This window comes from Phascolarctobacterium succinatutens CAG:287 (assembly GCF_000434895.1).
GTDB lineage: Bacteria > Bacillota > Negativicutes > Acidaminococcales > Acidaminococcaceae > Phascolarctobacterium_A > Phascolarctobacterium_A succinatutens_A.
In genome coordinates, this window is the sequence record NZ_FR892746.1 from 1 (window position 1) to 20,670 (window position 20,670).

General features: G+C 48.5%; 21 protein-coding genes. All 21 read right to left on the minus strand.

Annotated features, from left to right (window positions below; genetic code table 11):
• The coding region (locus tag BN587_RS00415; RefSeq protein ID WP_044483866.1) for a sodium ion-translocating decarboxylase subunit beta at positions 1–557 on the minus strand (557 nt) is incomplete at its 3' end.
• A gap of 107 nt (positions 558–664) precedes the next feature.
• Complete coding sequence (locus BN587_RS00420; RefSeq protein ID WP_021719200.1) at positions 665–1,054, minus strand: biotin/lipoyl-containing protein; 390 nt, start codon at positions 1,052–1,054, stop codon at positions 665–667.
• Between the two features lie 55 nt (positions 1,055–1,109).
• Entirely contained in the window at positions 1,110–1,460 is a 351-nt protein-coding gene (locus BN587_RS00425) for an OadG family protein (protein WP_021719201.1), read from the minus strand.
• Between the two features lie 60 nt (positions 1,461–1,520).
• Complete coding sequence (gene mmdA / locus BN587_RS00430; RefSeq protein WP_044483867.1) at positions 1,521–3,020, minus strand: methylmalonyl-CoA decarboxylase subunit alpha; 1,500 nt, start codon at positions 3,018–3,020, stop codon at positions 1,521–1,523.
• Positions 3,021–3,181: 161 nt separating this feature from the next.
• Positions 3,182–3,613, minus strand: coding sequence for a methylmalonyl-CoA epimerase (mce, locus tag BN587_RS00435; RefSeq protein ID WP_021719203.1), 432 nt, complete (start codon positions 3,611–3,613; stop codon positions 3,182–3,184).
• 35 nt (positions 3,614–3,648) lie between these two features.
• Positions 3,649–4,587 carry a methylmalonyl Co-A mutase-associated GTPase MeaB gene (gene meaB / locus BN587_RS00440; protein ID WP_021719204.1) on the minus strand — a complete coding sequence of 313 codons (939 nt, stop codon included), beginning with the start codon at positions 4,585–4,587 and terminating at the stop codon, positions 3,649–3,651.
• Positions 4,588–4,667: 80 nt separating this feature from the next.
• Positions 4,668–5,057, minus strand: coding sequence for a cobalamin B12-binding domain-containing protein (locus BN587_RS00445; RefSeq protein ID WP_021719205.1), 390 nt, complete (start codon positions 5,055–5,057; stop codon positions 4,668–4,670).
• A 36-nt stretch (positions 5,058–5,093) separates the two neighbouring features.
• Complete coding sequence (locus BN587_RS00450; RefSeq protein ID WP_021719206.1) at positions 5,094–6,743, minus strand: acyl-CoA mutase large subunit family protein; 1,650 nt, start codon at positions 6,741–6,743, stop codon at positions 5,094–5,096.
• Positions 6,744–7,007: 264 nt separating this feature from the next.
• Positions 7,008–8,546, minus strand: coding sequence for a succinate CoA transferase (locus BN587_RS00455; protein WP_021719207.1), 1,539 nt, complete (start codon positions 8,544–8,546; stop codon positions 7,008–7,010).
• A gap of 425 nt (positions 8,547–8,971) precedes the next feature.
• Positions 8,972–10,696, minus strand: a complete 1,725-nt coding sequence (locus BN587_RS00460) for an NADH-dependent [FeFe] hydrogenase, group A6 (RefSeq protein ID WP_021719208.1) — start codon at positions 10,694–10,696, stop codon at positions 8,972–8,974.
• Positions 10,697–10,710: 14 nt separating this feature from the next.
• Positions 10,711–12,501 (minus strand): NADH-quinone oxidoreductase subunit NuoF, encoded by a 1,791-nt coding sequence (gene nuoF / locus BN587_RS00465; protein ID WP_021719209.1) that lies wholly within the window; start codon positions 12,499–12,501, stop codon positions 10,711–10,713.
• A gap of 77 nt (positions 12,502–12,578) precedes the next feature.
• A complete protein-coding gene (locus tag BN587_RS00470; RefSeq protein ID WP_009145649.1) occupies positions 12,579–12,947 on the minus strand; it encodes a (2Fe-2S) ferredoxin domain-containing protein in 369 nt (122 codons plus the stop codon).
• Positions 12,948–12,951: 4 nt separating this feature from the next.
• Positions 12,952–13,479, minus strand: coding sequence for an ATP-binding protein (locus BN587_RS00475; RefSeq protein ID WP_303684763.1), 528 nt, complete (start codon positions 13,477–13,479; stop codon positions 12,952–12,954).
• A gap of 25 nt (positions 13,480–13,504) precedes the next feature.
• Positions 13,505–14,014, minus strand: a complete 510-nt coding sequence (gene nuoE, locus BN587_RS00480; RefSeq protein WP_021719211.1) for an NADH-quinone oxidoreductase subunit NuoE — start codon at positions 14,012–14,014, stop codon at positions 13,505–13,507.
• Between the two features lie 114 nt (positions 14,015–14,128).
• The gene (locus tag BN587_RS00485; protein WP_021719212.1) at positions 14,129–14,899 is read right to left on the minus strand and encodes a PHP domain-containing protein; all 771 of its coding nucleotides are present in this window, start codon (positions 14,897–14,899) and stop codon (positions 14,129–14,131) included.
• A gap of 3 nt (positions 14,900–14,902) precedes the next feature.
• Entirely contained in the window at positions 14,903–15,256 is a 354-nt protein-coding gene (locus BN587_RS00490) for a hypothetical protein (RefSeq protein ID WP_021719213.1), read from the minus strand.
• Positions 15,246–16,625 (minus strand): [Fe-Fe] hydrogenase large subunit C-terminal domain-containing protein, encoded by a 1,380-nt coding sequence (locus tag BN587_RS00495; RefSeq protein ID WP_021719214.1) that lies wholly within the window; start codon positions 16,623–16,625, stop codon positions 15,246–15,248. The genes BN587_RS00490 and BN587_RS00495 overlap by 11 nt, the downstream gene beginning before the upstream one ends.
• Before the next feature lie 28 nt (positions 16,626–16,653).
• A complete protein-coding gene (locus tag BN587_RS00500) occupies positions 16,654–17,097 on the minus strand; it encodes an ATP-binding protein (protein ID WP_009145643.1) in 444 nt (147 codons plus the stop codon).
• A gap of 5 nt (positions 17,098–17,102) precedes the next feature.
• A complete protein-coding gene (locus BN587_RS00505; RefSeq protein ID WP_044483868.1) occupies positions 17,103–17,456 on the minus strand; it encodes a DRTGG domain-containing protein in 354 nt (117 codons plus the stop codon).
• A gap of 188 nt (positions 17,457–17,644) precedes the next feature.
• Positions 17,645–18,934: an O-acetylhomoserine aminocarboxypropyltransferase/cysteine synthase family protein gene (locus BN587_RS00510; protein ID WP_021719216.1), complete on the minus strand. Its 1,290-nt coding sequence runs from the start codon at positions 18,932–18,934 to the stop codon at positions 17,645–17,647.
• A gap of 36 nt (positions 18,935–18,970) precedes the next feature.
• Positions 18,971–19,981: a homoserine O-succinyltransferase gene (locus BN587_RS00515; RefSeq protein WP_021719217.1), complete on the minus strand. Its 1,011-nt coding sequence runs from the start codon at positions 19,979–19,981 to the stop codon at positions 18,971–18,973.
• Positions 19,982–20,670: the final 689 nt, after the last annotated feature.

Sequence of the window (20,670 nt, forward strand, 5' to 3'; positions counted from 1 at the left end):
GTGAACAGTTTCATGATAGGAGGCTGAATCAGCGGAACCAGAGACATGTAGGAGTATGCAGCAACTGCGATTGCACCTAACAGCTGAGGAGCCATTTTAGCAGCCAGGTAGATGGAAGTCGGGCCGTCAGCACCACCGATGATGCCGATAGCAGCAGCTTCTTGTACGGTGAAGCCAAGCAGCATAGCGCCCAGCAGAGCTACGAATACACCGCCCTGTGCAGCAGCGCCCAGGAGCAGGGTTTTCGGGTTAGCCAGCAGAGGACCAAAGTCGGTCATAGCGCCTACGCCCAAGAAGATCAACGGAGGGAATACTTCGTGGTGGATACCGTACATGATAACGGACATAACACCAGGTTCTTCGAAACCGTTTTTAGGAATGTTAGCAAGAATACAACCGAATGCGATCGGGGACAGCAGCAAAGGCTCAAAACCTTTACCGATAGCCATATAAAGCAGAACCAGACCTACAACGATCATGATTACGTGACCGCTGGTCAAAGCGGAGAAACCGGAGTCTGCCCATACGGAAGACAAAGCAACGACAAATGCTTCCATTTAATATCCTCCCAATTTTCAATTTGTGGAAGGGGCTCTGCGAAAAGCCCCCTCCAAAGATCAAGGGTATTTAAGACTTACTGATATTGCGAACTATCGAGTAAGAATTAGAGAACGATCATAACGTCGCCGGTAGCAACAGTTTGACCTGCGGAAACGCGAACGTCGGAAACAGTGCCATCAGCCGGAGCCATGATTTCGTTTTGCATTTTCATAGCTTCCAGAATCAGCAGAACGTCGCCAGATTTAACAGCGTCGCCAGCTTTTACGTTAACGGACAGAACTTTGCCCGGCATAGGAGCGGAAACGGTGGTTGCACCAGCAGCAACCGGAGCAGCAGCTTTCGGAGCCGGAGCCGGAGCAGCTTTCGGAGCGGGAGCAGCAGCCGGAGCCGGAGCAGCTTTCGGAGCAGCTTTCGGAGCGGAAGCAACAACGCCTGCTTCTTCAACTTCAACTTCGTATGCGGTACCATTTACGGTGATAGTATACTTTTTCATGGATATAATCCTCCTTAAAATCTCGTTTTTTAATTAAAATTGCAAACTATATGCATTAGAAGCATTCTTTACGAACGCTAATAGCTTCAACACGACTGCTTACAGTCCATGCAGATTTAGCATCAATACGACGAACACAAGCGATTTGGTCTGCGCTAACGCCGCAAGCTGCTACTGCTGCAGCGATAACAGCGATAATTTCGCTATCATCTTGAGCTGCTGCAACCGGAGCTGCAGCGGGAGCTGCTGCCGGTGTAGGAGCTACTGCCGGTTTAGCAACTTTTTTTTTAGTCGGATCAATAACTTGGAGTAAGTTCATCAATATGCCCAGAGCGATCAGTACGCCGAATACGATGGTCATATTGATTAAAGCAATCAACCAAGGATTAGTAGTAACAGGACCCATTTATTTCACCTCATCTTATCTTAAAATAGGTTGTTTAAGCACTAAGCAACTGCTTGTGAATTACAAAGGAATGTTGCCGTGGCGTTTTGCCGGACGGGTTTCGCGTTTGCTTTCCAGCATTTGCAGAGCGTTGATGATGGTGGGACGAGTATTTTTCGGTTCGATAACCATGTCAACCATGCCGCGCATTGCTGCTTGGTACGGAGTAGCGAAGTTGTCGATGTACTCTTTAGTCTTAGCTTCAACATCAGGATCTTTACGGAAGATGATGTTAGCAGCACCAGCAGGACCCATAACTGCGATTTCAGCGGTCGGCCATGCGATAACTTGGTCAGCGCCCAGATCTTGAGAGCACATTGCCAGGTAGGAACCGCCGTAAGCTTTACGGGTAACCAGAGTAATTTTAGGAACAGTTGCTTCAGAGTAAGCATACAGCATCTTAGCACCGTGACGGATAATGCCGCCGTATTCTTGGTTGCAGCCAGGCAGGAAGCCAGGAACGTCAACCAGGTTCAGCAGAGGAATGCCGAAAGCGTCGCAGAAGCGGATGAAACGAGCGGATTTATCGGAAGCGTTGATATCCAGGCAACCAGCCATAACTTTCGGTTGGTTAGCAATGATACCTACGGTTTGACCATCCATACGAGCGAAGCAAGTGATGATGTTGGTTGCCCAGTATTTTTGGTTTTCATAGAATTCGCCGTTATCTACGATAGATCTGATTACATCATACATATCGTAAGCGTGGTTGGAGTTGTCCGGCAGCAGAGTGTTCAGGCTGTCGTCGGTACGCATCGGGTCATCACCAGTCTCTACGATCGGAGCACCTTCAACGTTGTTGGAAGGCAGGAAGGAGAGCAGGTAACGGATTTGTTGCAGGCAGTCTTCATCGTTTTCAGCAGCGAAGTGAGCAACACCGGAAGTGCTGTTGTGGGTCATAGCGCCACCCAGTTGTTCTTGGGTTACATCTTCACCGGTAACGGATTTAACTACTGCAGGGCCGGTAATGAACATTTTGGAAGTGTTCTTTACCATGTAGATGAAGTCGGTCAGTGCCGGGCTGTATACAGCGCCGCCAGCGGAAGGACCCATAATTGCAGAAATCTGAGGAACTACGCCGGAAGCAATGGTGTTCTCGAAGAAGATTTTACCATAGCCAGCCAGAGCGTCGATAGCTTCTTGGATACGAGCACCGCCGGAATCGTTCAGGCCAACCAGCGGAGCACCCATTTTCAGTGCCAGGCGTTGTACTTTAACGATTTTAGCAGCATGCATTTCGCCGAGGGAGCCACCTTCAACGGTGAAGTCCTGTGCGAATACATAAACCAGACGGCCATCGATGGTGCCGTAACCGGTGGTTACGCCTTCACCAGGCAGTTCTTTCTTTTCTTGACCGAAGTTGTAGCAACGATGACGTACAAAACGGTCGAGTTCTACGAAGGAACCTTCGTCGAGGAGAGCAGCGATTCTTTCACGAGCAGTCATTTTGCCGGATTCATGTTGTTTAGCAACACGTTTTTCGCCACCAGCAGCCAGAATTACTTCGGCTTTTTTGAGCATTTTCTCAATTTTTTCTTGAGTAGACAAATCTTACACCTCCATCATTATTGGGAGAACAAATTTATACACAGATGCTGAAGATATATCACTTGTATATCTTCAGCATTATGTAGCTTAAATTATGGGACCTTAAATCGCCCTGAATCTACGCAGCTAATAAATTAGTCTTTGTAGGTTGCAGCCGGTTGGCACAGCTCAAGCAGCAGGCCAGCGGATTTCGGATGAACGAAAGCAATTTTCATTTGGCCAGCACCGTTACGAGGAGCTTTGTCGATCATGCGAACGCCAGCTTCGGTCAGGTCAGCGATAGCTGCTTTGATGTCGTCAACGCGCAGAGCCATATGTTGGATGCCAGGGCCGTTTTTAGCAATGTATTTGCCGATAGGACCATCGTTGTTTTCAGTGATATCAACAAGGAGCTCAATCAGGGTTTCGCCGCAGGGAACAAATACGGTAGCAACACCTTGTTCTTTAACTTCTTCAGTGCCGGTAGCTTTCAGGCCCAGTACCTCAGTGTAAATTTTTGCAGCTTCTTCCAAGGTACCAGCGCAAGCGATACCTACATGGTCAACACAAATAGTTTTGAATGCCATAATAAATTCCTCCTAAAATTGTTTTTTTTGGCGGTTTATTTTAAAACCTTGCCAACAATATCATCAACGACAGAGTACGGCTCAATCTCACGGGATTGCATTTTAACAACCAGGTTGTCAAATTCTTCCGTTTGAATGACGTTCTTGTCGATGTAGCGATTTACATGGTCATTAAGCATAGCGGTAACCTCGTTTTTAATACGAGCTTTACGGATATCGTTTAATTTACCACTCTCAATCAAATATGCCTTGTGAGCCTCAATAGAGTCCACAACAGCCTCTATACCTTCACCCTTGCTGGCAATGGTCCTGTTAATCGGAGGACGCCAGCCAACATGTTCGGGATTTAATTCGAGCATCATCTCAATCTCAATGTTGAGCTTGTCTGTACCTTCACGATCAGCTTTGTTAATCGTGAACAGGTCACCGATTTCAAGTATACCTGCTTTAATAGCCTGGATATCGTCGCCCATGCCAGGAATTACTACTACCATAGTAGTATCTGCGGTCTTTACAATGTCAACCTCAGATTGTCCTACGCCTACGGTTTCAACGATAATTACATCCATGCCGAAAGCATCCATTAATTTAACAGCGTCACCTGCTTTTTGAGACAGGCCGCCAAGACTGCCGCGAGTTGCCATAGAGCGTACGAAAATGCCCTCGTCTGCGGTCAGATCCATCATTCTGATACGGTCGCCTAAAATAGCGCCGCCAGAATACGGGCTAGTGGGGTCAATTGCTACGATACCTACGGTCTTGCCGCGTTTACGGTATTCCTTAGCCAATTTATCAGTCAGAGTACTTTTACCAGCACCCGGAGGGCCGGTGATACCAATTACATAAGCATTACCAGTATGAGGATAAATCTCTGTCATAATTTTGACAGCATCATCGTATTCATTTTCAACAGCAGTGATTGCTTTAGATAATGCAAGACGAGAATGATTTAATAATTTATCTACTATTTCCATAATTCACACCGCCTTGTTTTGGATAGTGAATATTTTATAAGGCAAGCCGGGACAAACCCGGCTTGCTTTAAGGGATAAAATTATTTTACGTTAGCGTTGATGAAATCAACAATTTTGCTGGTCGGGGTGCCCGGAGTGAATACTTCAGCAATGCCAGCAGCTTTCAGGCCAGGGATGTCAGCGTCAGGAATAACGCCGCCGCCGATAACCAGAACGTCGGTCATGCCTTTTTCTTTCAGCAGTTCAACTACTTTCGGGAAAAGGGTGTTGTGAGCGCCGGACAGCAGGGACAGTGCAACAACGTTTACGTCGTCTTGCAGAGCAGCTTCAGCGATTTGTTCCGGAGTCAGACGGATACCGGTGTAGATAACTTCAAAACCAGCGTCGCGCAGAGCACGAGCTACAACTTTAGCACCGCGGTCATGGCCATCCAGACCCGGTTTAGCAACTAAAACTTTAACGTTTGCCATTATAGTTTACCTCCGTATATTGGTTGAGTTTACAAATTAGAGTGCAGTATGAGGTTGGTATTCACCGAATACTTGTCTCATAACGCCACAGATTTCACCTTCGGTTGCATATGCACGAACTGCATCCAGGATGTAAGGCATCAGGTTTACATTTTCGTCTGCGCATGCAACTTTCAGAGCAGCCAGAGTTTCTTCTACTTTAGCGTTGTCACGGCGAGCTTTCAGAGCAGCAATCTTTTCAGCTTGCAGCTTGCCTACAGAACCGTCTACGCGCAGCAGGTTTTTCGGAGCTTCTTCTTCTTGGGTGAATTTGTTAACACCAACGATGATACGGTCGCCTTTTTCGATTTCCATCTGCCATTTGTAAGCAGAGTCTTGGATTTCTTTTTGGATGTAGCCTTTAGCGATAGCTTCAGGAGCGCCACCGATTTCGTCAATTTTCTTAATGTATTCCCAAGCTTCAGCTTCGATCTTATCGGTCAGAGCTTCTACATAGTAGGAGCCGCCCAACGGATCGATGGTGTCAGCCAGACCAGATTCGTAAGCAACGATTTGTTGGGTACGCAGAGCGATGGTTACAGACTCAGTGGTCGGCAGTGCCAAAGCTTCGTCTTTGGAGTTGGTGTGCAGGGATTGAGTACCACCCATTACAGCAGCAGCAGTTTGCAGAGCAACACGAACGATGTTGTTGTTCGGTTGTTGAGCGGTCAGCATGGAGCCAGCGGTTTGGGTATGTACACGCAGCATCATGGATTTAGCTTTCTTAGCGCCAAAACGCTCTTTCATAACTTTGGACCATACACGACGGGAAGCACGGAATTTAGCAACTTCTTCGAGTACGTTGTTATGAGCATTCCAGAAGAAGGACAGACGGCCTGCAAATGCGTCAACGTCCAAACCAGCTTTGATAGCAGCTTCTACATAAGCGATACCATCAGCAATGGTGAATGCGATTTCCTGAGAAGCGGTGGAACCAGCTTCACGGATATGGTAACCGGAAATGGAAATGGTGTTCCACAGCGGTACGTTCTTGGAGCAATATTCAAAAATGTTGGTGATCAAACGCATGGACGGTTTCGGCGGGAAAATGTAAGTGCCGCGAGCAGCATACTCTTTCAGAATATCATTCTGAATGGTACCACGCAGTTTATCAGCGGAAACGCCTTGTTTCTCAGCTACTGCAATGTACATAGCCAGCAGTACGGAAGCAGGAGCGTTGATGGTCATAGAAGTGGATACTTTATCCAGGGAAATTTGGTCGAACAGGATTTCCATGTCAGCCAGGGAGTCGATAGCTACGCCTACTTTACCAACTTCGCCTTCAGCCATCGGATCGGTGGAATCATAACCGATCTGGGTCGGCAGGTCGAATGCGCAGGACAGGCCGGAACCACCGTTAGCCAGCAGGTAACGATAACGTTTGTTGGATTCTTCAGCGGTAGAGAAACCAGCGTACATACGCATGGTCCAGAAACGGCCACGATACATGGTCGGTTGAACACCACGGGTGTAAGGATATTCACCAGGGAAGCCCAGTTTAGTCATGTAGTCAAAGTTTTCACCAAGATCTACCGGGGTGTACAGTCTGTTAGGAACCAAGTTTGCGCGTTCAGGGAATTTTGCCAGTTTAGCTTCAACTTCAGCATGATATTTCTCTAAACCAGCTTTAATGTTTTCAAATGCCATTCTCAAATCCTCCTTAAAATATTTGTGTTTCATATTTCGGATTGGACGGTTCCGAAATGATGGTGAGAGTGTTCCGTCTATGACGGCTATATATGGCAAAGTCTAGGGTGAGACTTCGTCAACTGATTTTATTGGGCAAAGCCTTGGGTGAGGCTTTGTCTGTATATACCTGCCGGCGGGAATCTCACCCACCGGCAAGCACATTACATAGTTTAACCTATTTTGCAAAACTTAACAAGGGGTTTTGCAAACTTTTTTTGAAAATTATTTACCTTCAACCATGCCTTCCATGGAACCGGTTTCAGCAAACATTTTGTAGCAATCGAATGCTTCTGCCAGGATGTGCGGGGTTTGGCTGTTACCGCAAGCTTCGCAAGCGCGTTTGAAGTAATCATACAGCCAAGGTTGATATTTCGGGTTAGCGATTTGATCGATGATGATCGGAGCTTTTTCTTTCGGGCTCAGGCCACGCAGGTCAGCAACGCCACGTTCGGAAACGATAACGTCAACGTCCAGGGTAGCATGGTCGATATGGCTGCAGAACGGAACTACGGAAGAAATCTTGCCGCCTTTTGCCAAGGAGTTGGTGAAGAATACGGTCAGGTAGCCGTTACGAGCGAAGTCGCCGGAACCGCCAACGCCGTTCATCAGCTTGGTGCCGCAAACATGAGTGGAGTTTACGTTACCATAGATATCAACTTCAATAGCAGTGTTCATTGCGATTACGCCGATACGACGAGCAACTTCAGGGCTGTTGGAGATTTCTTGCGGACGGAGCAGCAAGTATTTTTTGTAGTGTTCTACGTTCTCGTAGAATTTCTTTTGGCACTCAGGAGACGGAGTCAGAGCGGTACCGGAAGCAACGCGGAGTTTACCAGCGTCGATCAGGTCGAACATACCATCTTGAATAACCTCAGTGTAAACGGTCAGGTCTTCGAAATCGGAGTTAACCAGACCATTGATAACTGCGTTAGCAACGGAGCCTACGCCGGATTGCAACGGCAGCAGATTTTTCGGCAGACGGCCTTCTTTAACTTCGTTTTTCAGGAAGTTAACGAGGTTAGCGCCCATATGTTTAGCGTCGTCGTCGATTTCGCCCAGCGGACGAACGATGTCAGGACGGTCGCAAGGAACTACTGCAACGATTTTTTCTACTTCGCAAGGAATGTAGGTGGTACCGATGCGGTCTTCCGGAGCGGTGATAGGAATCGGTTGACGATTCGGGGGATCCAGAGGAATATAGGAGTCATGCATGCCTTCCAGGCCTACCGGTTGAGTGGTGTTAACTTCAACGATAACTTTTTTAGCACCAGCTACATAAGAGGAGCTGTTGCCCATGGAAGTGGTCGGAATCAGGCCAACCATGCCATTGCCGAGGTCGTTGATTTTGCAAACTTCAACGATTGCAACATCCGGACCGGTCGGACGGCCAGCCATGTAACCATAGCGAACCATTTGAGCCATGTGAGACAGATGAATATCAGCGTATTTTACTTTACCAGCGTTGATAGCTTTACGCATGGTGCCGTTGGTCTGGTAAGGCAGACGACGGTCAATGATGTCAGCTTCAACCATTGCTTGGTCGATTTCAGGACCAACAGATGCGCCAGTCCAAACGTTAACTTTGAAAGGAGTTTTTTTGCCCTTTTCAGCAAGAGCCAGAGGAACAGCTTTCGGATAGCCAGACGGGGTAAAACCGCTGACACCTAAATTGTCACCATCTTTTACGAATTCTGCAGCAGCTTCAGCGCTCATCACTTTGTCAGCTACTACGTCACAAATGCGATCTTTAATATCGATCATGTTTACCTTCCTCCTTTTAATTAGGACATTGAGTTTTTATAAGGGTGTTACCCCTTTGCATATAACTTATCAGCAATACCTTGCGGCATTACGAATAAGATATTACCGTATATCAAGCTCTTCACAAATATTTCATACTTGACTATATAGTCATTTCGACATATAAGAGAAAACTCCTGCTTATACTATAAATATTTTTTCAAAGGCTTCTTTACTATCTGCTACAATTATAACACATTTTCAGAAAAACTTCACTTTTTTCTGTCAAATTTTTCCTGTCTTTTACATAGCGGGTAAATTGCACTCAACGCTATATATAATACCAATAAAATTGTAACACTGCAAGCTTTTTCTTTACAAATTTACAAAATACCCCCTTCTTTTCAAGGAAAAAAAGGGGGATTTGTATTATCCAGCTAGAACAATTAACGGTTTTGCGCGTGGTAGTGTGTGTGTAATAGACTATGAGCCTTCTCAGAAAGAGGTTTGCCTAACCAAGTATCATAAAGTGTTTTTATTTCCGGGTTTTCGTGCGATTTTCGTAATTCGCTTGTACGGTCGCAATTAAAAATCGCTTCACGGCGTTTTTGCCTGATGGAAGCATCCACAGGAACCGGCTGACCGCCGCCGCCGATGCAGCCGCCCGGGCAGGCCATAACCTCAATAAACTGATAATCCGCGGTACCTGCTTTAATGCGTTCCAGCATCATCTTGGCAGATTTAAGTGTATGTACTACAGCAACCTTCACGGATACGCCTGCTACATCAATAACAGCCTCGCGTGTCTGCTCCATGCCACGTACCTCATTATATTCAAGCTTCGGCAGCTCCTTGCCGGCAACAACCTCGGCCACAGTACGCAAAGCCGCTTCCATAACGCCGCCTGTAGTACCGAAAATAACTGCGGCACCAGTACCGGTTCCCAGCGGAGAATCGAACTCAGCTTCTTCCAGCGCGTTAAAATCAATACCCGCTTCGCGGATCATGCGTCCCAGCTCGCGCGTTGTAATAACTACGTCTACATCACGATAACCGCTGGCGCACATTTCCTCACGTGCAGCCTCTACCTTTTTCGCAGTACAGGGCATTACGGATACACTGACGATCTTCGCAGGATCAATGCCTGCACGTTCCACAAAGTAGGTTTTGGCAACAGCACCGAACATCTGCTGCGGAGACTTGGCAGTAGAAAGATGCGGCAGTAGCTCAGGATATTTCAGCTCAATCATATTTACCCAGCCTGGGCTGCAGGAGGTAATCATCGGCAGCACGCCTCCGTTCTGCAGACGCTGCAGGAACTCATGGCCTTCCTCCATAATAGTCAGGTCGGCAGAGAAGTTTGTATCGAAAACCTTGTCAAAGCCTAAATGGCGCAATGCCGCAACCATTTTACCGGTAACCACCTGACCTGCCGGAATGCCCAGCTCCTCGCCCAAGGCAACACGCACAGACGGAGCAGTCTGTACAACGACAATTTTTTCCGGATTGTTGATTGCTTCCCAAACCTTGTCTGTATCATCTTTTTCCACAATAGCACCTGTCGGGCAGACATCGGCGCACTGGCCGCAGTAGGTGCAGGCACTGTTGAGCAGGTCATGCTCAAAGGCTGTAGAAACCATGGTGTTGAAGCCACGGCCGGCAAAGCTGTAAACACTCATACCCTGCACATCACGGCAGACACGGATGCAGCGGCCGCAGAGAATGCATTTTTCCTGATCGCGTACCAGCGACGGATTGCTGTTATCAATAGTACGCGCCCTTGTTTCGCCACCCTCGAAGCGCAGCTTACGCACGCCTAAGTCAGCAGCGATTTTCTGCAGCTCGCAGTCACCGTTCTTTTGGCAGCACAGGCAGTCCTTCGGGTGATTGGTCAAAAGCAGCTCCAGTACTGTTTTACGCGCTTCGCGTACCTTGGAGGTATTAGTTTTTACTACCATACCCTCGCTTACAGGATATACGCAGGAAGCAACCAGAGTACGCGCACCGCTGGCCTCTACCATACACAGGCGGCAGGCACCCTCCGGACGCAGGTCCGGATGATAGCACAGTGTAGGAATATAAATACCTGCGTTGCGTGCAGCCTCCAGTACACTGGAACCCGCCGGGGCCTGAATCTGTTTTCCATCAATTGTTAAATTAACCATCTGCATCTTCAGTCCCCTCCTTATGCCTTGCTGATTGCCTTAAACGGACACGCCGTCATGCAGGCACCGCATTTAATGCATTTATTCTGATCAATAACATGTTTTGTTTTCGGTGAACCGCTGATAGCCTGTACCGGGCACTGACGTGCACACAGACCGCAGCCGCGGCAGGCATCACTGATTTCGTAATGCAGCATCTTTTCACAAACACCTGCGGGACAGCGCTTTTCTTTGATATGCGCCTCGTATTCATCTCTGAAGTATTTCAGAGTACTCAATACAGGGTTAGGGGCAGTTTGTCCCAAGCCGCACAAAGCTGTTTCCTTGATATTCTTGGCCAGGTTTTCCAGCAGCTCGATATCGCCCTCGCGTCCCTGTCCTTCCGTAATACGGGTAAGAATTTCCAGCATACGCTTCGTGCCTTCGCGGCAGGGAGTACATTTGCCGCAGGATTCCGATTGCGTAAAGTTCAGGAAGAACTTGGCAACGTCAACCATGCAGGTATCCTCATCCATAACAACCAGACCGCCGCTGCCCATCATAGCGCCGGCAGCAATCAAGGAATCGTAATCTACCGGCAAATCCAGCATGCTTTCTGGCAGACAGCCGCCGGACGGACCGCCGATCTGTACAGCCTTAAACTTTTTGCCGTTGGTAATACCGCCGCCGATATCGTAGATAATCTCGCGCATGGTAATACCCATCGGCACCTCTGCCAGACCGGTATTATTGATTTTGCCTGTCAACGCAAAAACCTTGGTGCCCTTGGATTTTTCGGTACCCAGCCGGCAGTACCAATCTGCGCCGTTAACTATAATCTGCGCAACATTGGCAAAGGTTTCTACGTTGTTGATATTAGTCGGCTTGCCCCACAGGCCGCTGACCGCTGGGAATGGTGGACGTGGACGCGGCATACCGCGCTTGCCTTCAATAGAAGCCATCAGTGCAGTTTCTTCGCCGCAAACGAAGGCACCGGCACCCTCTTTAATATGAATAGTAAAGCTGAAATCACTTTCAAAAATATGCTCGCCTAACAGGCCCATTTCTTCAGCCTGAGCAATGGCGGTACGCAAGCGTTTGATAGCCAGCGGATATTCCGCACGTACATAGATATAGCCTTCATCCGCACCCATAGCATAGCCGCAGATAGCCATGCCTTCCAATACACGGTGCGGGTCACCCTCCAGAACGCTGCGGTCCATAAATGCGCCAGGGTCACCCTCGTCCGCATTACAGATAACATACTTTTTATCGCTCTCGGAGTTTTTGGCAAACTGCCATTTCATACCGGTCGGGAAGCCGCCGCCGCCACGACCGCGCAGGCCGGATTTTTTAACCTCGTCCACAACCTCCTGCGGAGTCATCTGCGTAACAGCCTTAGCCAATGCCTCATAACCGCCTACGGCGATATATTCTTCAATAGCTTCCGGGTTGATAGCGCCGCAGTTAGCCAATACCAGACGATGCTGCTTTTTGTAGAAGCCGATTTCCGAATAACGCGGAACCTGCTCCTGATTGATGGGTTCACGATAGAGCAGACGCTGTACGATGCGTCCTTTATATAAATGTTCTTCAACGATGGTTTTAACGTCCTCCGGCTTTACACCGCAATAGAAGGTGCCTTCCGGATAAACGATAACCAGCGGTCCGTGCTCGCAGAAGCCATGGCAACCTGTTTCAACAACCATCACCTCATCCTGCAGGCCAAACTTTTGCAGCTCTCTGGCAAAAGTCAGCTGGATTTCCTTCGAGCCGTTAGCCTTACAGCCCGTACCGCCACACACTAAAACGTGAGCTCTTATATGCTGCATAATATTTTTCCTCCACCTGTTTTGTTTACAAGCTATGATACATCAGCTTCTCCAACAACTGTGTACCTGCCTGCGGCTTATTCCTGATCCAGCCTGCCTACGACAAGCTCTTCCACAATATGACCGTTTACCACATGCTCTGCGATAATTTTGGGAACATCCTCCGGGGTTACCTTGCCATATGTAATGCGTGCTTCACCCGGACGCACTACGTCAACGAGCACCTCTTTTTCACACATACCGATGCAACCTGTCTGCTGTACCTGCACGTCGAATAAATGACGCTTGTTCAGCTCCTGCAGGATAGCGCTCATAACCTCGCGCGCACCGGCAGCAATGCCGCAGGTACCCATGCCGACAATAATTTTAGTACCGGAACTCTGACGCAGCTTGATATCTGCTTTCAGCTTATCTCTCAAAGCGTGTAAATCCGCTAAGCTTTTCATTCGTTTATACCTCCTTACCCTGCACCTGTGCCAGCTGCTCCTTTAAATAAGCACCTAGCCAGGCATATATTTCAGGATTGGCAAAGTCACACGCTTCGCCTAGTATTTCTCTGACCTCCTGCGTTCTGAACACCAGCGAGCCGTTAACGCCGTTATAGACAAATTCCAGCTCGAGCTGCGGCGCCCCCGCCAACAGCACCTGCACGCTGCTCACAATATCTCCCAGCGGCGGCCGGTCAATATTATCTGCCGCAAAATATGCAGTCAGTTCGGTTCCCTTTCCGGGAGCAGATTGCAGCTCCAGATGTCCGCCGCATTGCTGCGTAACCATATCGATAAAGGGAATTCCCATGCCTACCTTTCTGGTAGTACGGCTGGTAACAAAGGGGTCACGCACCCGCTGCAGCATTTCGCTGTCCATGCCCTTGCCGTCATCGCGGACGCTGAAAACAAAGTACCCCTGCTCATTTTCGCTGATAGTCAGCCAGATGTGACGAGCACCGGCAGCCACAGAATTTTGGGCTATATCCAAGATGTGTAATGCCAGCTCCCGCATTTTATTTATACCTTGCCAAGATACCTGCCAGCTTGTCGGTGGTCAGGCGTCCATGCGTATCATCGTTAATCTGCATAACCGGCGCCAACCCGCAGGCACCGATGCAGGCCACAGTTTCCAAAGTAAAACGCAGGTCATCGGTCGTATGTCCGGCCTTAATACCCAGCTGCTTTTCCAGAGCCTGCAGAATTGTTTTGCCGCCACGCACATGGCAGGCAGTTCCCTGGCAGACACGGATAACATTGCGTCCGCGCGGATTAAGATGGAACAATGAATAAAAGGTTACTACGCCGTAAATTTCGGAAATAGGCGTACCTGTTTTATCGGCAATATACTCCAGTACATCCTTAGGCAAATAGTTGTACAGGTTCTGCACTTCCTGCAGAATAGGAATCAATGGTCCTTTAACATCTGCGTATTTTCCCAGAATGGCATCTATGCGCTGCTTTTCCGGATTTTCGCCGCCGCAGCAGCTGCATTTACGCTCAAGACGGTTTTCACTATTGTTCATACTACCCCTCCTCTAAAGGATTTTTTGTAAACTTACCAACTCAGTATACCATTTTACAAGTAAATGCACAACACTATTTATGTTATTTTTGCTGTATAGTGTACTCTATTTATGCTATTCTTTACAAAAATCTGAAAATTGTCCCGGCAGGACATTTCGCATCCCTTTGCCTGCCAGCGCCAATTTCAGCTCTGCTATCGTTAATTCCTCCACCTGGAGTAAATTTTTCGGTCCCTGTATAAAATCATAAATATTATGTGCATCGGAATTCGTAATAAACGGCAGATAACCTGCCAAACGCTGCAGCTTCGACTGCATCTTGCGACGCCAGCCTGCATCGGATATTTCGGCAGCAGCAAAGCCAAAGCCCGGCTCAATAAAGCCCAGCTGTCCCAAAATGCTGTAGGAAGGACGGTCGATATGCGCGGCAATGGTAAGGCCGCCCAAGGCTGCAACCTGCTGCACAACCTGCGCCGCTGTCAGCGACAGCGGTGCGTGCAGGAGACGCTGCTCCTCGCGCACAAACTCGTCCTCGGCATCTACTACATACTGAGCACCGAAACGATCTGCATCATTCAGCATACCGTTCATATGCTCATCAACCAGCAGCTGCCATCTCTGCAGCTGCTCCAGCGTATCAAACAGCGCCACAATATGCGCCTCTTCACTGCTTTCCACTTCCATACCTGGAAATACCTTCACGCCGTAGTGCTTCGCTGCCTCCAGCGCAGCCGGCACGTTGGCACTGGCGTTATGATCGGTAATAGCAACCGCGCCAATGCCATACTCGGCGGCACGCATCACAATATGATGCGGAGTCATTTCTACCTCAGCGCAGGGCGAAAGCAGTGTATGTACATGTAAATCCGCCAGAACTGTCTGCATTGCTTAGTCCTTCTTACCAACACCCAATGCGTACAGCTTGCCGATAACCTCAAAAGCAGGCTCCTCGGTTGCCGCAACAACAACATCATTCAGATTTGCCTTATGCAGCGTATCCTCCGCAACCGGACCGTCGCCTGCTACAATAACTGCTGCAAAGCCAATCAGCGAAGCAACGGCAGCAACATTCTGATGTCCCTGCATCGTTACCCAAACCATACCGGGCTGCCCCTGGCCCATAGCATTACTCAGTAAATCGGAAGCATAACCGCCTTCTACCTCTGCATATAAAGCGTCCTCGCTTACATCCTTAGTTAAAAGCTTCAAATCGAGCTTCTCAATCATTTCTTTAACCTTCATCGTTGTCTGCCTCCGTTTTATTTATTTCTGCCGGCTCGTGATAAATAGGTATCTGCTTAGCCAGCTCCAGCATGCCCTGTGACAATTTATGTACACTGGCACGCAATTTAAAAATACAATCTATTTCGTGCGCCTTGCCCTGCACGATATCCTCCGCCAGTCCCTGACAGCTGGGTGCACCGCAGGCACCGCAGTCCAGACCGGGTAAGGAGCAGAGCACCTCTTCCATGCGCTCGAACTTTTTCATCGCTTCCATGATATCATCATCAAGCTGCATCATCGGACGCGCCACCAGCTTCTTGCGATAGGCCTCAGAATGCGGGAAATCCTCTAGTACCATCGTGCGCGCCATGGCCTCACGCCTGTCTGCCGGCTCCTGCTCTCGCAGGCCTGCGATACGCCTGCGCAGGTTACATTCGGCTACAAACTTGTTTTCTGCTGCCAAAAGGCCGCCCAGACAGCCTCCTTTGCAGGCACTGCACTCCACATAATCAAGCTGCGGCATTTTATTCATAGAAACCTGCTCCAGCAGGTCATACACATTATCAATGCCGTGAATTGCCAAACCGTTGGTAATACCGGCGCTTTCAATTTCGCCGCCATAGGTTCCCCAGGCCATGCCATAGGAGGAACCGGTGCGCACATTCAGCTCATGCGTGCCGCCAAGATTCTTCAGCAGCAGTCCGTAAATCTCCGACAGGCTGAAGCTGCCGGTAAGCTCTGTATGATGCACATCTACCGATTGGCGGATATTAGTTTCCTTGGAAGGACAGGGCGAGATAAACCATACGCCTATCAGCTCCTTCGGCAGCTGCTTGCGCGCCGCTGCTTCACGCTTTACGTAAATTGCGGCAGCTTCTGCCGGCGGCAGCACAGGCACCACCTGCTTAATCAGCTCGGGGAACTTTACCTGAATCAGACGCATAACTGCGGGGCAGGTAGATGAAATCAACGGCTTGCGTCCATTGCTGTTCTTTTTTACATATTCTTCTATTTCCAGGGCGATATACTCCGAAGCCAGTGAAACATCAAAAATTTCATCAAAGCCTATATTATGCAATCCCTGCCAGATGCTTTCCAGCGGAATATTATCCGGGAACTGCGCATACAATGAAGGCGCAGGCAGCACAATATTATAAGCATAATCTGCCAGGCCCTCCAGCGTGTCGGTTTTTACGTTGAAGGCATGATAGGGACAGCCTGCAGCACAGGCACCGCAGTCAATGCAGCGGTCTCCCAAAATCTCCGCCTTGCCGTTGCGCACGCGGATGGCCTCTGTCGGACACAGCTTGACGCAGGATACGCAGCCCTGACATTTCTTCCGCTGCAATTCCACCGAATGGAAATATGTTGTTGGTTGAGGAGCCATTGCGTATCACCTCGTTTCCTAAAATCTCTTATAAATCCTCGCTCTGGTGCTTAAACTGCATCGTGATGCAGGTTCCTTCCCCAACCTTGGACTGAATATCAAACTTATCGGAGCACTTTACCATATTAGGCAGGCCCATGCCGGCGCCAAAGCCCATCTGACGCACATAATCAGGCGCAGTAGACCAGCCCTCCTGCAAGGCCTTGTTGATATCCGGAATGCCGGGGCCGTGGTCGGTTACCGTAATCACCGTAGCATCCGGGAAAACCTCGGCCGCTACATTGCCGCCGCCGGCGTGAATGATAACGTTCATCTCCGCCTCATAGGTGCCGATGGCAATACGGCGAACAATATCTGCCGGAATTCCCAGGCGCTGCAGCATCTTTTTTATTTTAGAAGAAGCTTCGCCTGCGCGCTCAAAATCGCCGCCCACGCAGTCAAAGGCTAATTTTACTGATTTACTGTCTGTCATTTTGCTTACTCCTTTTTTCTGCAGCCACGGATACCTGCTCCGTAAAGAATGCCGCAGGCTTCAAATAAGGTATAATCGGTAGCCAGAACCGGCAGATTATTTTCCGCCGCTGCTGCCACAATATCAGCATCAGGAACCTTTCCACGCACAAATACCAGCGCGCTCAGCTCCGTCATATCGGCGGTGCGCACTACCTGCATATTAGTCAGTCCCGTGCACAGCAAGGTGTTGCGTTTGGTAAAGGCCAGAACATCGCTCATCATGTCACTGCCGCAGCAGGATTCAATTTGGCGGTGCATCAGCTCACTGCCGGTCAGAACTCTGGCCTGCAGCAGCTTTTGTACATTATACAAATCCATACACATAGCCCCTTCCTCCATTTATTACAGCTTTTATCTAAGCAAAATATCTGTTTTTTGCCAGACTTGATTACATTTATTGTACACTTTAATACGCAAGATGTAAATAAATAGTATAGCATAACTATGTAAAAAAGAAGACCGGCCCACAGGACCAGCCTTCAAACTTTATTTAGTGCTAACACGCTTTACTCTGCAATGCCTGCCAAAGCCTGCTGCAAATCTGCCAGCAAATCTGCCTTATCCTCCAGACCACAGGACAGACGCACCAAGCCTGCAGGAATACCGGCCGCCGCCAGTTGCTCATCCGTCATCTGGCGATGCGTTGTAGTTGCCGGATTCAGGCAGCAGGTACGCGCGTCGGCAACATGTGTTTCGATTGCCGCAAGCTGCAAGCGCTTCATAAAGGCTTCCGCTGCCTTGCGTCCTCCCTTCAGGTTGAAGGAAACTACGCCACAGCCGCCGTTGCCCAGATATTTTTGCGCAAGAGCATAATATTTATTGGACTTCAGTCCGGGGTAATTGACATATTCCACCTGCGGCTGCTGCTCCAAAAATTCCGCTATAGCCTGAGCGTTTTCTACATGGCGCGGCATACGCACATGCAGGGATTCCAAACCGAGATTCAGAATAAACGCACTTTGCGGCGACTGCATAGCGCCGAAATCACGCATCAGCTGCGCCGTTGCCTTCGTAATAAACGCACCTTCCTTGCCAAATTTTTCGGCGTAGGTAATACCGTGATAGGATTCATCAGGTGCACACAGACCGGGGAACTTGTCGGCATGCGCCAACCAGTCGAACTTGCCGCCGTCGATAATCGCACCGCCCAGGCAGGCAGCATGACCATCCATATACTTAGTAGTAGAATGCGTTACAATGTCTGCACCCCATTCCAGCGGACGGCAGTTAATCGGTGTCGGGAAGGTGTTATCCACGATCAGAGGCACACCATGACGATGCGCAGCGTTGGCAAATTTTTCAATATCCAGCACTGTCAGCGCAGGATTGGCAATAATTTCGCCAAACACTGCCTTGGTGTTCTCCTGAAAAGCAGCGTCCAGCTCCTCGTCCGTAGCATCGGGAGAAACAAAGGTTGCTGTTACGCCCATCTTTGCCAGCGTTACGTCAATCAGATTATAGCTGCCTCCATAAATCGAAGAAGAAGCAACAATATGGCTGCCCGCCTCGCAGATGTTGAACAGGGCAAAGAAGTTAGCTGCCTGTCCGGAAGAAGTGAGCATTGCCGCAGCACCGCCCTCCAGCTCCGCAATCTTAGCTGCTACGAAATCGCAGGTCGGGTTTTGCAGGCGGGAGTAAAAATAGCCTGTAGCCTCTAGGTCGAACAGCTTACCCATCGCCTCGCTTGTATCGTACTTAAATGTAGTGGATTGGATAATAGGAATCTGACGCGGTTCGCCGTTACCCGGTTTGTAACCGCCTACTAAGCATTTTGTATTAATCTTGAAATTACTCATTTTCTATCGCTCCTTCAAAAATTTATCATCTTCACATTATTGGTTGGCAGGAATTGCGGCACCCATGCGCTGCAGCTGCAAAAGAATTTTGTTATATTCGCCTATAGCCTTATCCAGCTTGTTACCGCTCGCCGGTGCCAGTTCGTGCAAGTCATACGGCGTATCCTGGTAAACGATGTTCAGCCAGTTCATATAGAACAGATGCGCGTAGCTGCGCCATTTAAACACAGGCTCCTGCGTTGTATCGCCATCGGGGAAGTAAAACTCCGGCAAATCAATCGGCAAATTCTTTTTCTTATCGCGGAAGTATTCATTAGCCAAAGTATAGCGATCATATTCGAAATGGCCTAAAACGAAGATGCGGCGCAAATCCTTGGTAGCACAGATGTTGATACCGTTTTCTACCGAACGTGACAGCACCTGCAACGCCTTGCAGGCATCAATCGCATCATCATCAACCGCGGTATGACGTGACTGCGGAATAAAGTATCTGTCGTCAAAGCCACGCAGCAGCGGATGATTTTTCACTGTCAGCCCATAGGGGAAGATGCCAAACATCTTCGCCGGCAAAATTGTTTTGTTTACGCCGTAATAATGATACAAGGCAGCCTGCGCGCCCCAACAAAGTGTCATCGTAGAATAACAGTGATATTCCGCCCAATCAAGATAGGCTTCGATTTCCTTCCAGTAATCTACAGCCTCAAAGGGAATAGTTTCTACCGGCGCTCCCGTCATTAAAAAGGCATCATAATAGCGGTCCTTAACATCATCAAACTCCAGATAAGCGCGGTCAAGATACGAATTATCGGTATGCGTAGTTTCGCGGCTCACAGTACGGCAGAAATCAACCTCTATCTGCAGCGGAGAATTGCCCAAAAGACGCAGCAGCTGAATTTCCGTCGGCTTCTTTAACGGCATCAGGTTCAGCACGCACACCTTCAGCGGACGAATACGCTGCGTTGTCGCACGTTGCTCTGTCATGGTAAAAATTCCTTCCTCCTGCAGTTGGCAGATAGCGGATAAATGGTCATTGATTTTAATCGGCATTGTTTGTTCCTCCTACATTTCCTAACTTAGATTTTCGACTTGCTACAGGAGGAAGAGCAATAAAAAAGCTTCCGTTCCTGTAAAAATACAGGGACGAAAGCGTTGCTTCGTGATACCACCCTAATTCATCCATATGTCACCACACGGACCTCATCAAGTACGCAGGGGTTGTTTACCCTTTAATACTCCAGCACTGTAACGGGTGCACCCGGACGGCCTAAATGCCAGCATCTCAGCCCATCGGCTCCAAGACCATCTTCAATGTCACCACCTGCTCCCTCTTGCACCATCACGAAGGCTCTCTTTGCCAGGCTCGTACATTTACTCTTCTCTTCATCGCCAGTTATTAAGTTATGTGCATGATAATACAGTAATTCTTTGTAACTGTCAATAAAAAGTTGCAGTTTTCTCGTAAAAAAAGGAGATATCAGAGATTTTGTAAAGCAGGTTACAAAAATTTGGGTAAAATTGGTAATACCTATGGTATCCGAAACTTCCGAATGCTATGTGTACTGCTTTTTTGTTCAGTACCTTATGTTGTATTTTGCTGGAGCAAATATTATAATTAAAGGAGAAAAAACAGTATGCTGTTAACATCTTCTTTCTATGGTATGTACATCAATTCGCAAGATTTTAGTTGTCTTTTGGAAAATCAGCCTTTTTTACCAAAGACGTTAGCTGTCTTTTGT